The 12,234-nt window shown below is 60.2% G+C and carries 13 protein-coding genes and 3 pseudogenes; 8 read left to right on the top strand and 8 right to left on the bottom strand.

Features of this window, described 5'->3' with window-relative positions; all coding sequences use genetic code 11:
- Positions 1-136: 136 nt before the first annotated feature.
- The 4 genes from ggt (at position 137) to ACUN0G_RS03395 (ending at position 3,490) form a co-directional block, all read left to right on the top strand.
- A complete protein-coding gene (gene ggt / locus ACUN0G_RS03410) occupies positions 137-1,963 on the top strand; it encodes a gamma-glutamyltransferase (RefSeq protein ID WP_445572684.1) in 1,827 nt (608 codons plus the stop codon).
- Positions 1,964-1,986: 23 nt separating this feature from the next.
- A complete protein-coding gene (locus tag ACUN0G_RS03405; protein ID WP_445572683.1) occupies positions 1,987-2,709 on the top strand; it encodes a polyphenol oxidase family protein in 723 nt (240 codons plus the stop codon).
- 237 nt (positions 2,710-2,946) lie between these two features.
- Positions 2,947-3,189, top strand: a complete 243-nt coding sequence (locus ACUN0G_RS03400; RefSeq protein ID WP_218166266.1) for a hypothetical protein — start codon at positions 2,947-2,949, stop codon at positions 3,187-3,189.
- Positions 3,176-3,490 carry a helix-turn-helix domain-containing protein gene (locus ACUN0G_RS03395; protein WP_017478621.1) on the top strand — a complete coding sequence of 105 codons (315 nt, stop codon included), beginning with the start codon at positions 3,176-3,178 and terminating at the stop codon, positions 3,488-3,490. The genes ACUN0G_RS03400 and ACUN0G_RS03395 overlap by 14 nt, the downstream gene beginning before the upstream one ends.
- Before the next feature lie 13 nt (positions 3,491-3,503).
- On the opposite strand, the gene ddlA is transcribed toward ACUN0G_RS03395, so the two are convergent.
- From ddlA to ACUN0G_RS03375, 4 genes are read right to left on the bottom strand one after another with little or no spacing between them, the layout of a single operon-like run.
- Positions 3,504-4,598, bottom strand: coding sequence for a D-alanine--D-alanine ligase (gene ddlA, locus ACUN0G_RS03390; RefSeq protein ID WP_445572682.1), 1,095 nt, complete (start codon positions 4,596-4,598; stop codon positions 3,504-3,506).
- Between the two features lie 43 nt (positions 4,599-4,641).
- Positions 4,642-5,280 (bottom strand): LysE family transporter, encoded by a 639-nt coding sequence (locus tag ACUN0G_RS03385; protein WP_445572681.1) that lies wholly within the window; start codon positions 5,278-5,280, stop codon positions 4,642-4,644.
- A gap of 40 nt (positions 5,281-5,320) precedes the next feature.
- On the bottom strand, positions 5,321-5,536 hold the full coding sequence (locus ACUN0G_RS03380; RefSeq protein ID WP_010177071.1) for a helix-turn-helix domain-containing protein: 216 nt from the start codon (positions 5,534-5,536) through the stop codon (positions 5,321-5,323).
- 7 nt (positions 5,537-5,543) lie between these two features.
- Positions 5,544-6,098, bottom strand: a complete 555-nt coding sequence (locus tag ACUN0G_RS03375) for a DUF2975 domain-containing protein (RefSeq protein WP_134325736.1) — start codon at positions 6,096-6,098, stop codon at positions 5,544-5,546.
- Positions 6,099-6,301: 203 nt separating this feature from the next.
- On the opposite strand from ACUN0G_RS03375, the gene ACUN0G_RS03370 reads away from it, so the two are divergent.
- The gene (locus tag ACUN0G_RS03370) at positions 6,302-7,105 is read left to right on the top strand and encodes an AraC family transcriptional regulator (RefSeq protein ID WP_076014932.1); all 804 of its coding nucleotides are present in this window, start codon (positions 6,302-6,304) and stop codon (positions 7,103-7,105) included.
- 262 nt (positions 7,106-7,367) lie between these two features.
- A pseudogene (locus tag ACUN0G_RS03365) lies at positions 7,368-7,586 on the top strand (LysR family transcriptional regulator); the annotation flags it as partial.
- Between the two features lie 74 nt (positions 7,587-7,660).
- Here ACUN0G_RS03365 and ACUN0G_RS03360 read toward each other — a convergent pair.
- From ACUN0G_RS03360 to ACUN0G_RS03345, 4 genes and pseudogenes are all read right to left on the bottom strand, one after another.
- Complete coding sequence (locus ACUN0G_RS03360) at positions 7,661-8,236, bottom strand: flavin reductase family protein (protein WP_258343669.1); 576 nt, start codon at positions 8,234-8,236, stop codon at positions 7,661-7,663.
- Between the two features lie 55 nt (positions 8,237-8,291).
- A pseudogene (locus ACUN0G_RS03355) lies at positions 8,292-8,720 on the bottom strand (methyl-accepting chemotaxis protein); the annotation flags it as partial.
- Between the two features lie 111 nt (positions 8,721-8,831).
- Positions 8,832-9,608 (bottom strand): annotated as a pseudogene (locus ACUN0G_RS03350) (PAS domain-containing protein); the annotation flags it as partial.
- Positions 9,609-9,715: 107 nt separating this feature from the next.
- Positions 9,716-10,048, bottom strand: a complete 333-nt coding sequence (locus ACUN0G_RS03345; RefSeq protein WP_258343667.1) for a DUF2790 domain-containing protein — start codon at positions 10,046-10,048, stop codon at positions 9,716-9,718.
- 238 nt (positions 10,049-10,286) lie between these two features.
- Between ACUN0G_RS03345 and ACUN0G_RS03340 the strand changes: the two genes are divergently transcribed.
- Both ACUN0G_RS03340 and ACUN0G_RS03335 read left to right on the top strand, forming a co-directional pair.
- Positions 10,287-11,615, top strand: a complete 1,329-nt coding sequence (locus ACUN0G_RS03340; RefSeq protein ID WP_445572680.1) for an OprD family porin — start codon at positions 10,287-10,289, stop codon at positions 11,613-11,615.
- Positions 11,616-11,851: 236 nt separating this feature from the next.
- The gene (locus ACUN0G_RS03335) at positions 11,852-12,037 is read left to right on the top strand and encodes a hypothetical protein (protein WP_445572679.1); all 186 of its coding nucleotides are present in this window, start codon (positions 11,852-11,854) and stop codon (positions 12,035-12,037) included.
- The last annotated feature ends 197 nt before the right edge of the window (positions 12,038-12,234 follow it).

Genomic DNA, 12,234 nt, shown 5'->3' with positions numbered 1-12,234 from the left:
AAAACCTCTTGCCCGAATGAAGAGATATAGTTGTATCGCACAACCATATGCAGATCAATCTCCCTTCCAGCAAATCACTGAGGTACATTCCCTCCCCACGGACAACAGATCATTCTCAAATGAACGGAGTCATCGCGTGCTTTCGATTTTCCACCGCCAACGCCTTACCACCCTCTCGCTGATCACCGCCGCCCTCACCCTCGCCGCCTGCCACAGCGCCACCGCGCCTGAACTGCCGCCCGCCCCGGAACTCGGCTCGGGCTATCGCACCGACATGAGCACCCGCCACGCCGAGCGCCATATGGCCGCCGCCGCCAACCCGCTGGCCGCCGAAGCCGGGCGGGAGATCCTGCGCAAGGGCGGTTCGGCCATCGATGCCGCGATTGCCATGCAGACCGTACTGACGCTGGTGGAACCGCAGTCGTCCGGGATCGGCGGCGGCGCGTTCATCATGCTGTGGGACGGCAAGCAGGTGCACGCCTATGACGGTCGTGAAACCGCACCGGCGGGCGCTACCGAGCGGTTGTTCCTGAAGGCCGACGGTACGCCGATGGCCTTCCCCGAGGCTCAGATTGGCGGGCGGTCCGTGGCAACTCCGGGCGTGTTGCGCGCCCTGGAGATGGCCCACAAAAAGACCGGCCATCTGCAATGGGCGACGCTGTTCGAGCCGGCCATTCGCCTGGCGGAACAGGGCTTCCCGATTTCTGCGCGCCTGCACAGCCTGATCGCCGCCGACCGCTATATCACCCGCTCGCCGGAAATGACCGCGTACTTCCTGAACGCCGATGGCAGCCCGAAGGCCACCGGTACGCTGCTGAAAAACCCGGCGCTGGCCAACGTGTTCAAGCGCATCGCCAAGGAAGGGCCGGACGCGCTGTACTACGGCCCGATTGCCGAAGAAATCACCCGCAAGGTGCAGGGCAACAGCAACGCCGGCAGCCTGACGCTGACCGACCTCAAGGGTTACAGCGCGGCTGAGCGGGCGCCGTTGTGCACTGACTACAAGCGCTGGAAAGTCTGCGGCATGCCACCGCCGTCGTCAGGCGGGATTGCTATTGCACAGATCCTCGGCACATTGCAGGCCCTGGAAGCCCGCGACCCGCGCATGGCCCTCGCGCCGTTGAAGCCGGTGAAAACCGATTCCCCGGCAGGCCTGGAGCCGGTGCCCGAAGCGGTGCACCTGATCGCCGAGGCCGACCGCCTGGCCTACGCCGACCGCGCCCAGTACGTGGCCGATTCGGACTACGTGCCGGTGCCGGTTGCCGGACTGATCGCTCCGAATTACCTGGCCAGCCGCGCTGCGTTGATTGGTGAGCGCAGCATGGGCGTCGCCAAGCCGGGCAAGCCGGCCGGGATTGAAGTGGCCTATGCGCCGGATCGCTCGCCGCTGCGCATTTCCACCTCACAAGTGGTGGCAGTGGATGACCTGGGTGGCGCGGTGTCGATGACCACTACGGTGGAAGCGGCGTTCGGTTCTCATGTGATGGTCCAGGGCTTTTTGCTGAATAACCAGATGACCGACTTCTCCTTCATCCCCGAAGAGAACGGCCAGCCGGTGGCCAACCGGATCGAGCCGGGCAAGCGCCCGCGTTCGTCCATGGCGCCGACCCTGGTGTTTGATCGTCAGAGCGGCGAGCTGGTGGCCACCGTTGGCTCGCCGGGCGGTTCGCAGATCATCGAATATGTGAGCAAATCCCTGGTGGCCATGCTCGACTGGAACCTCGACCCGCAAGCGGCCGTCGGCCTGCCCAACTTTGGCAGCCGCAACGGCGCGACCGAGCTGGAAACCGGTTTATTCAGCGCACCGTTGAAACAGGCGCTGAAGGACAAGGGCCACGCCCTGAGCGAAATCGACATGACCAGCGGCGCCCAGGCGATCGTCCGGGTGCGCGATGCGCAGGGCAAAGCGTCGTTGATCGGCGGGGCTGATCCACGCCGTGAAGGCGAAGCGCTGGGGGATTAAGTTGACTCATTGGAGAGCTGCGCGTGCACAAGGCAAATAACCTCGGCGCCCTGATGGGCGTCGATCATGGGTTTTGTTCGATTGACGATCCATTGCGGCCTGACGAGGTGTTCATCTGCAAGCAGGTACACAGCGCCACGACCATTGAATGGCGCGCGGAGCTGGCAGCCAATACGGTTGAAGCCGATGGGGTTTTCAGCCGGGATACGCAGCCGATTGCGGTGATTACCGCCGACTGCCTGCCGCTGCTGATGGCCTCGGAGGACGGGGGCTTTGTCGCGGCGATTCATGGCGGTTGGAAGGGACTGCAAGGCGGGATCATCGCCAATGCCATGCAACGGTTTACCGCCGAGGGTGTGGCGCTGGATCAGTTACGGATTGCGATTGGGCCTTCGATCAAGCCTTGTTGTTATGAGGTGAGTGGCGAGTTTGTGGCGCAGTTGCAGGCGAGTCAGGGGCATTTGTGGCGGGATGGGGATGCGCCGTGGACGTTTGAGCAGCCGGGGCCTTTGTTGGCACCGGAGATTCAGCCGCCAGAACCCAGGCAGGCCTTGAGTGCGTGGTTTGATTTGAGCCGTTATGCGCTGATCTTGCTGGAGGCGGCAGGGATAAAACGTGAGCAGGTTGAGGTGAGCGAGGTGTGTACGTATTGCACCTCGCCGGCGTTTGCGAGTTATCGCAGAAGGACCCATGACAGTGCGGAGCGCAAGACGTTGTTGTACTCGTGGGTTGCTCGCGCAGTGTAATGGGACGACGCCCACAGCTCTCTTAGCTATTAGCCTTAGAAAATCTGTGGGCTGTCATTTTTTGCGAAACAACGTTTCTTGAATCCCTCTCCATCCGCTGACATTTTCTGGCCCCGCCCCTTCTTGCCAGAGGCTACGTCAAAGACGTAGAATTTTTGCGTGTTAACGATCATCGAGTCACCATTATTCAGCAAGCTATGGCCCGATTACTGGACCTAAGAAGAACGGGGTATTTTTATGGCTTTTCTAGCCAACCACCCCGATTCAGGTACTGTCATTCCAGGTTCTGGTGGCTGCCGAAAAGTACGCTGGAGCTTGGAAGGCCGGGGCAAGAGCAGCTCAGTACGGATCATTTACACAACGCAATTGGCGTGCGGCGCACTAGTTGCCTTGCTGATTTATGGCAAAGGTGCCACCGAGAATATTCCCGCGCATGTCCTCTACAAAATCGCCAAGGAGATGAACCATGCCACTCACTGAGAAACAGCTGAAGGAACGTGACGCCAAGCGCAACATCGGCGAGGAATTGCTGGCTGCCGTTATCGACGTCAAGGAAGGGCGTCATGGTCACGTCCATCACGTCGAAATTACCCAAGCGGCTGAGGCGCGCAGCAAGACCGGGTTGTCACAGCCCAAGTTTGCCGAACTGCTGGGGGTCTCTGTACGAACGCTTCAAGAATGGGAGCAAGGGCGCCGTTCTCCTTCCGGCGCAGCACGTTCCTTGCTGCACATAGCAGCCATCAGGCCAGACGTTTTTCGAGAAGTCCTCAGTAACGCCTGATGGCGTTACTGGTCTACCGGCTAATCTTCAACCCCTTGCGCCCCGCATGCCGCTCCAGCGCCAGCTCGATCAAGCGGCTCACCAGCTCGCTGTAGCTCATGCCTGCCGCCTGCCACAACTTCGGGTACATGCTGATGCGGGTGAACCCAGGCAACGAGTTGATTTCGTTGATCAGCACCTCGCCCTCATCCGTCAAGAACACATCCACCCGCGCCAGCCCGGCACAGCCCAGGGTTTCAAACGCTTCGATGGCCAACGCACGAATGCGCTCGCTGGCTTCAACACTGATGGCCGCCGGCACCACCACTTGGGCTGCCTGGTCATCGATGTATTTGCTGTCGTAGGAATAGAACCCGTCGCGCACCACGATCTCGCCGCAGCCGCTGGCGATGGGGTTCTCGTTACCCAACACGGCACATTCAATTTCCCGGCCTTTTACCGCCGACTCCACCAGCACCTTTTCATCAAACCCAAGTGCCAGCTCTACAGCAGCGTGATATTCAGCCTCGCTGCCCACCTTGCTCACCCCCACGGACGACCCTTGGTTCGCCGGTTTCACGAACATCGGCAATCCGAGTTTCTGTTGGGCGTGTTCGAAGGTGGTACGCGCCGCATTCCTGCGGTTGAGGGTGATGAACGGCGTCACGGCAATCCCGGCATCGCGCAGCAGGCGTTTGCTGATGTCCTTGTCCATGCACACCGCCGAACCCAGCACGTCGGAGCCGACAAACGGCAGGTCCGCCATGCGCAGCAGGCCTTGCAGGCAGCCGTCTTCGCCGAGGGTGCCGTGGACGATCGGGAAGATCACATCGACGTGTTCCAATGAGGCCTGGCTCGAGGTTTCCACCAGTTGCTGGCTGGCCTTGCCCGGCACGACCGCCAGTTCACGATTGGATTGATTGAGGGCGATCAGCGCCGGGTTTTCTTCGTTGAGCAGAAAGCCCGAGGTGTCGTTGAGGTGCCAGTGGCCGGCCTTGTCGATGCCGATCAGGATCGGCTCGAAGCGCGAACGGTCCAGCGCATCGACGATGTTGCGCGCCGACTGCAGCGACACTTCATGCTCGGCCGAACGGCCACCAAAAATAATCCCTACCCGCAGCTTGCTCATGATCGGCCTCACATTTGAAAGTAAGGCTTCTTACCATGAGCCGTCAGCGATTCGCTACCAGCGTGGCGCCGAACAGCACATAACAACCGCCGGCAAACCGGTCCAGCCACTTGCGCGAGCGGCTGTAGGCGTTGGCCATCCGTTCACTGGAAAACACCAGTGCCACGCAGGTGTACCAGCTGAATGACAGCGTCGCCATGGTGATCACGGCCAGGGTCAGCAGCATCGGCGACGGTGATGGGGGCATGGTGGACGCAAAGATCGTCGCGACGAACAGCGCCGCCTTGGGGTTGGACAGGTTGCCCAATAACCCCAGGCGCCAGGCGGAAAACAGCGAGCGCCGAGGTTCGTCGGGCAACAGGTTCTGGGCCATGGCCGGTGCCGAGCGCCGGAACAGTTTCAACCCCAGGTAAATCAGGTAGCAGCCGCCGATGATCTTGAACGCGAGGTACAACACCGGCGCTGCGGTGAACAGCGACTTGATCCCCAAGCCGCCGGCCAGGCCCCACATCACGGTGCCGGTGGCCACGCCAGCGGACGCCACTACGCCATGGCGACGTGAGCAACTGGCAGCCAACTGCGCGGTATTGAAAAAGTTCGGGCCTGGCGTCACGACCGCGACGGTCCAGAGCAAGGCCAGCGACAGAAGAGGCGCGGCGTACGGCAGGCTTGGGAAAAGCATCGGTTGATCCATCCTTCAGGGAATTAAAGATCCTTGCCGTTTACAGCTCAGGTTCGGGTTCATGCACCAGCAGGTCGCCCGGCTGACACTCCAGATACTTGCAGATTGCATCCAGGGTCGCCAGCCGTATGCCCTTGACCTTGCCTTGCTTGAGCAATGACAGGTTTTGTTCGGTGATACCAATGGCGGCGGCCAGGTCCTTGGACTTGACCTTGCGCCGGGCGAGCATAACGTCCAACTCAATCACAATAGACATGCTGTTCTCAAACAAACGTGCGGTTTTCAGAATCCACTTCACTGGCCTGCCACAGGATACGCGCGATCACCGAGATGCAGCCGGCGAGAAACAGCGCCACGATGCTGGGCGGGGTAAAACTCAAGGTGAGCAGCCGCTGGCCAACCGGCTCGTTCATCGTGACCCAGACACTGAGCAAGGGCTCACACAGAAAATCCAGCAACACCCACAGTGCCACGGCCCGGCCTACTTTACCCAAGTGCTGCGCGGCGGCGCAGGAAAAATACTCCCCACGAGCATAGTTCTGGAACAGCTGGCGCAAATGATTCAAGCCGGACACCAGCGCCATCAAGGGAATGCTGGAGAGCAGGACGCCGCCCAGTGTCTGCCACCAAGGGAACGTCGCAACGATCTCCGCCCGTCCCTCGATCTGTTGACCACTCAGGGCGAAACCAAACCCGAACGAAGCGCTTTGCACCGGGTAAAGCCACGCGGCGGTATTGAGCAGCAGTATGGCGACGATCAACAACAGGGTAAGCAATGCCATGCGCTGGCTGAGCTGGGCAAGACGTTGGGAATTCATGGGTAAGCCTCTCAGAAATTTGAGGCGGAAAAATAAACGATTAATTATCGTAAAACAATCATTTTTTAATGATTAACGATACCTTAACCCAAAACTGATACTGCCCCCCAAAATTTCAGCAGTGGCACAATCGTTCAAGACCGCAGCAGACAGCCCGGTCACACTGGGGTAACGTATTTGCGTCCCGACCTGCGACTGACACCATGATCAAACCCTCTCTCGACTGGCTGCACCGCGCGCCCCACGCCAGTGGCCTGGAGCGTATCGAGGCGTATTTTGCCGGGTTTGGCTTCGACCCTCATCGCCACGACACTTACGCCATCGGCCGCACCTTGTTCGGCGTGCAGAGCTTTCACTATCGCGGCGGCATGACCCACAGCCTGCCGGGGCGGACCATGGTGATCCATCCCGATGAAGTGCATGACGGCTGGGCCGGCAGCGAGGAAGGTTTCAAATACCGGATGATTTACGTGGAGCCGGCGCTGATCCAGCAGGTGCTCGGCGGCAAGCCGTTGCCGTTCATCCCCGGCGGATTGTCCAGCGACCCGTGGCTGTACCGCGCCAGTGAAGTGTTGCTGCAAAGCCTGGATTGCCCGATTGATCCGTTGCAGGAACAGGACGCGATGTTCGACCTGGCCCAGGCGCTGAATAACGCGTCGGGCATCACGGTGAATCGCAAGACCTTCGACTACCGCGCCGCCGAGCGCGCGCGGGAGTTTATCCACAGCGCCCTGGGCCGGCCGATTACCCTCGATGAAATGGCGGAATACGCCAACCGCGACCGCTGGGCGTTGTCGCGGGATTTTCGGTTGTTGTTTGGCACCAGTCCCTATCGCTACCTGACCATGCGCCGCCTGGACCTGGTGCGCAGTTTGTTGGGCCAGGGCCAATCACTGGTGGATGCGGCACTGACCGCCGGTTTCACCGACCAGAGCCACATGACCCGACAATTCCGCAGCACCTTCGGCATGCCGCCGTCGCGTTGGGTGAAGATGCTCGGGCGCTGAAATCCCGCCTTGAAACGCGATCAACCTGTGGGAGCGGGCTTGCTCGCGAATGCGGTGTGTCAGCTACTGAATGCATTGACTGATCCACCGCCTTCGCGAGCAAGCCCGCTCCCACATTTGAACTATGTCGCTGCCGAAATCGTATTCGACGCTGGAGCTCGTTCTTTAAGGGCCAACGCCAGCACCGCCCCCGCCAATGCAATCGCCGCGCTCCACCACAACGCCAGCTCAATCCCGCTCGCCTGCGCCGCCAATCTGCTGGCTGGTGGACTGGCAGTTCATGCTGGAAGGCAAGGTGCAGGACGTGAGCGTCGAGGGACGGTTGATCTTTGATATTGGCGATGCGCTGGTGGACGGCGCGCTGGGCGGGTTTGGCATCGCCCAGGTGATGGATTTTGCGGTGCGGGAGGACCTGGCGGCCGGGCGCCTGGTGCCCTTGCTGGAGGACTTTGCCGAGGCGCTCAGCAAAACCCAGTGGTAACACAACCTTTGTGGCGAGGGAGCCTGCTCCCTCGCCACAAAACCAGGCTTTACCGGAAGAATTAGGCACTGGGCTTAAAGCTGTCGCCCATCAATAGGCTCACCAATCGTCAGGAAATGCCCGCCCGCCACATGGTGCAAGGTACGCAGCCCATCGTGCCCTTCAAAATGCCAACGACCGTCGCTGAACACCCGCTCATCCGCCTCGGCCGCCACGACTTCGGCGAGGAACAGATCATAGGTCTGCTGGTTATGCGGCTCCGGCAGCAACCGGCACTCCAACCAAGCCACGCAGCCTTCGAGCATCGGTGCTTCGGTGTGTTCGCCGCTGAAGGTCTGCAAGCCGTACGCCGCGAACTTGTCCGTCTCGCTGCCGGTGGTGTTGCCCACGGTCTGCACGATATCCGCCTGGGCCGCGCACGGCACGTTGAGCACGAAGGTGCCGGCGCCTTCCAGCAGGTGCCGGGTCCAGGTGGCCTTGTCGAGTACGACGGCGACTTTGGGCGGTTCGAAATCCAGGGGCATGGCCCAGGCCGCCGCCATGATGTTGCGCTGGCCGTTGTGCGCAGCGCTGACCAGCACGGTCGGGCCATGGTTGAGCAAGCGGTAGGCCTTGGACAGTGGGACGGGACGGCGATGGTTAGGGCTCATGGACAAAAGGCTCGGAAAAAAAAACCTACGATACCTCAAGCATGAGCCCCGGTGACTAACTGCTCAGCTGATTGGCGAATTGCCCAACGGCGCTGACCACCTTCTGGGCACCGTCCTGGATCTCGACGATCACCGTACCCGCCTCGGCCGCCAAGGCCAGGCCCTGTTCGGCCTGCAGACGGCCATCGGTCATCAGCGCCACTGCATCGCGGGCCATGTCCTGGTTCTGGCGCACCACGCCGACGATTTCCTCGGTGGCCTTGCTGGTACGCGACGCCAGTTGCCGAACCTCATCGGCCACCACCGCAAAACCACGGCCTTGCTCACCGGCGCGGGCGGCTTCGATGGCGGCGTTGAGCGCCAGCAGGTTGGTCTGTTCGGCGATGCCGCTGATGGTCTTGACGATGCTGCCGATCACCTGGGACTGGGCGTTCAGCGCTTCAATGCCGTCGCCCGCCTGCTGCATGTGCTTGGCCAGGTCGCGCATCACGTCCACCGCCTGGGTGACCACGGTGGTGCCGCGCTGGGCGCTGCTATCGGTGTGCAGCGAGGTGCTGTAGGCGATACTGGCCGCGTCGGCCACGGCCTGTTCCCGGTTGACCTGTTCGGTGATCACGGTGGCGAACTTGACCACTTTGTACAGCCGCTCATTGGCGTCGAGCACCGGGTTATACGAGGCCTCCAGCCACACCACGCGCCCGTGGCTGTCCACGCGTTTGAAGCGGCCGGCGACGAACTCGCCGGCGTTCAGGCGCTTCCAGAACTGCTGGTACTCGACGCTGTTGGCGTCCTGCGGTTCGCAAAATATCCGGTGATGTTTGCCCTGGATCTGCGCCAGGCTGTAACCCATGCCGTTGAGGAACCGGTCGTTGGCCGTCAGCACGTTGCCGTTGAGGTCGAACTCGATCACTGCCGTGGAGCGCACCAGCGCGGTAATCAGGTTTTCGTGCTCGCGGGAGGCCTCGATGGTGCGGGTCAGGTCGCTGGAAAACATCGAAATATGCTTGATACGCCCGTCGCTGCTGCGCACCGGTTGCACGATGGAACGCAACCACGCCTCGTTGCCGTTGCCCCGCGTCAGGCGCACCGTACCGGCGAAATGTTCGCCCCGCACCAGGGCGTTTTTGAAGCGCAGTTGAAACGCGTCCTGCTTGACGTGCGCCGGCATCAGGTCTTCGATCAAGCGGCCTTCCAGCTGGCTGCCCTGGTAACCCATCTCTTGAAGAAAGATGGCATTGACCGACTCGATACGCCCTTCGGGATCCAGGGTCAGGGCCATCATTTCGCTTTCCAGGCTCTCTCTCACTTGCTGAAGGCTGGACAATTCTTCGCGAAGAGCAGACAGCTCCTGCTTGAGACGGGTGTTGAACATGGAGGCACCGGTGGGCAAGTAAGGACGTGGGTCTGACCTGCATCGGCGCTGCCGGCATTTTCTGAAGAGCGCTTTAGTGCGTTGCTCAACTATATTTTTGCGGCCCCTCAACTGCCGTTGTTACGGCAGATGCCCATGACCTGGTACTGGAGCGTGTTGAGCTTGCCGGTGGAATCTTCATAGGTCATGCGCGACGGCACTGCGTTGCACGAACGGATCGGCGGCGTGACGTTGACCACCTTGGCAATGTCCAGCTTCATGCCGTAGCGATAGTCCTGGACCACCGGCATCGCCTTGCCTTTTCTCGCGGCATAGGCGGCCATGGCTTGCTCGTTGCTTTGCATCAACTGGGCGAAGGTACGATCACCGCCGCCTTCAGCCAGCGCGCCGACGGAAACGATCAGGGCCAATGCAGCGACAGTGGTTTTCAGGGTGTTCATGAGGTTGTCCTCGTCTGATTTCATTGATTGAAAGTTCAGAGCCAGAGTAACTAACCACGCCTGTCGCAAAGTTCACCGAACGATTACTTATCCGTTATGTTCTGTTGAAATTCCAAAATTGTAATCTGTGCGCCACCTCGTCGTTATCTCGTGTTTGCAACTATCTGCGCGGGCACCACTAAAACAAGAATGCCCCATCGATAAGAAGCTAATAGCTGCCACTACCGAGGAGCGCTACATGAGTACTCACCGCACACGTTCGCTTTCCATAATTGCCGCACTCGCGGGGCTTACCCCGCTTTCAAGCATGGCCGTTGAAGATAAACCCGAAGGGTTTATCGAAGGCAGCACCTTGAACGTGCTGGCCCGCAACTTCTACTTCAACCGGGACGATCGCAAGGGCCAGTCCAGCCCCACCGGCAATGGCTACTCGGAAGCCTGGGCCCAGGGGTTTATCGGCAAGTTCGAGTCCGGATTCACTCAGGGTTCGGTGGGTTTCGGCCTGGACGCGTTTGCGATGTATGGCCTGAAACTCGACTCCGGCACCGGCCGCAGCGGCGGCAAGGGCTCGTTCGGCGTGCTGCCCGTAGACAGCGACAACCACCCCGAGGACGGCTACAGCAAGCTCGGCGGCGCGGTAAAAATGCGCCTGCTGGATACCGTGATCAAGGCCGGCGATGTATTCCCGCTGACCCCGGTGGTGGCCTATGGCGACTCGCGGGTATTGCCGGAAAGCTTCCGTGGCGTCACTGCACAAAACACCAGCATCGAAGGCCTGAGCCTGCAAGGCGGACACCTGAGCGGCATGAGCCAGCCCTCCCAAAGCGGCATGGATAAAGGCTTTGCGACGTTTTATGCGGGCAAGGTGGACTCGCCCTGGATCGGCTACGCCGGCGGCGACTATCAAGTCAACAAACACCTCAGCGTCAGCCTGTACACCAGCCGTCTGAAGGATGCCTGGGACCAGTACTACTTCGGCAGCGCCGCCAGTTACCCGCTGAACGATGACGTGTCGCTGTTTGGCGACTTCAACTATTACAAGGCGGTGGACGAGGGCAAGAAACGCCTGGGCGAGTTCGATAACAACATCTGGAGCGCCAGGATCGGGGTCAAGATGGGCGCCCACAGCCTGGCCCTGTCCCACCAGCGCAACAACGGTGATGACGATTTTGACTACCTGCGCATGTCGGACTCGATCTTCCTCAACAACTCGATCCAGTACAGCGACTTCAACTCGCCCAAGGAACGCTCGTGGATGCTCGCCTATAACCTCGACATGCAGGCCTTCGGCATTCCTGGGCTGTCCTTCATGACCCGCTACGGCAAAGGCACCGGCGCCGACTACAGCAACGCCAACGCGGTGTACATGCGCCGTGACGCGGCCGGCGACCCGTTGACCGACCAACGCCGCTGGGAGCGGGATATCGAGGCCAAGTACGTGGTACAGGGCGGCAACTTGAAAGACCTGTCGCTGCGGCTGCGCCAAGCGACGGTTCGTTCAAGTTCCTTTGAGTCGGATTTGGAAGAAGTTCGACTGATTGTCGAATATCCATTGGCGATTCTCTAAACACTGCCCTTTGTAGGAGCGAGCTTGCTCGCGAAGAACCTGAGAGCGCTGCGTTAAACCAGAAGCCCCGCGTTATCGTTAACGACTTTCGCGAGCAAGCTCGCTCCTACAATTGAATAACATCTGTTCACAATTTGAAGCCTGTCAGAACTGTAATATGCGCCTCACCTTCTCGTTAAGTTGCGCTTCTTATACTGGCTACAACTAACGGCACACGCCTTATTTGGAGACCCGTCATGAAGCCCTCTCACTTGTTATTGATCAGTTTTCTCGGCGCCACTTCCAGCCTCGCATTGGCCGACGACGGTGCCGACCGTTCCCGGCAGTTCCTCGCCGACTTCCGCCAGCAACAGCAGCAGGTCCACGGCGAACAGTCCGTGGCCGAGACCGCGCCCGCCGACGCACAGAAGCAGTCGATCTGAACGGCGCACACCGAGCACATTCATCTCTGAAGCTTTTGTGTAGCTCCTTTGGAAAGAGATGAATTTTTTACGCCCCGCATGGGGCGTTTTTTTTGCCTGCCGGTTTTGCAGCGCAACAACCAGTCACAAACTGCCTGGTTGACCCTGTAGCTACTTCAGCCTTCAGGCTTCGGAAAATCCGAATCACAGTCTCTCTC

Source organism: Pseudomonas sp. 32A (genome assembly GCF_052682255.1).
This window is presented reverse-complemented; position numbering and strand designations above follow the sequence as displayed.

Coding starts and splice junctions, on each gene's coding strand:
- ACUN0G_RS03340 (WP_445572680.1), top strand. CDS start 10,287: ATGAGTACTCACCGCACACGTTCGCTTTCCATAATTGCCGCACTCGCG.
- ACUN0G_RS03370 (WP_076014932.1), top strand. CDS start 6,302: ATGATCAAACCCTCTCTCGACTGGCTGCACCGCGCGCCCCACGCCAGT.
- ddlA (WP_445572682.1), bottom strand. CDS start 4,598: ATGAGCAAGCTGCGGGTAGGGATTATTTTTGGTGGCCGTTCGGCCGAG.
- ACUN0G_RS03345 (WP_258343667.1), bottom strand. CDS start 10,048: ATGAACACCCTGAAAACCACTGTCGCTGCATTGGCCCTGATCGTTTCC.
- ACUN0G_RS03360 (WP_258343669.1), bottom strand. CDS start 8,236: ATGAGCCCTAACCATCGCCGTCCCGTCCCACTGTCCAAGGCCTACCGC.
- ACUN0G_RS03400 (WP_218166266.1), top strand. CDS start 2,947: ATGGCTTTTCTAGCCAACCACCCCGATTCAGGTACTGTCATTCCAGGT.
- ACUN0G_RS03395 (WP_017478621.1), top strand. CDS start 3,176: ATGCCACTCACTGAGAAACAGCTGAAGGAACGTGACGCCAAGCGCAAC.
- ACUN0G_RS03385 (WP_445572681.1), bottom strand. CDS start 5,280: ATGCTTTTCCCAAGCCTGCCGTACGCCGCGCCTCTTCTGTCGCTGGCC.
- ACUN0G_RS03335 (WP_445572679.1), top strand. CDS start 11,852: ATGAAGCCCTCTCACTTGTTATTGATCAGTTTTCTCGGCGCCACTTCC.
- ACUN0G_RS03375 (WP_134325736.1), bottom strand. CDS start 6,098: ATGAATTCCCAACGTCTTGCCCAGCTCAGCCAGCGCATGGCATTGCTT.
- ACUN0G_RS03380 (WP_010177071.1), bottom strand. CDS start 5,536: ATGTCTATTGTGATTGAGTTGGACGTTATGCTCGCCCGGCGCAAGGTC.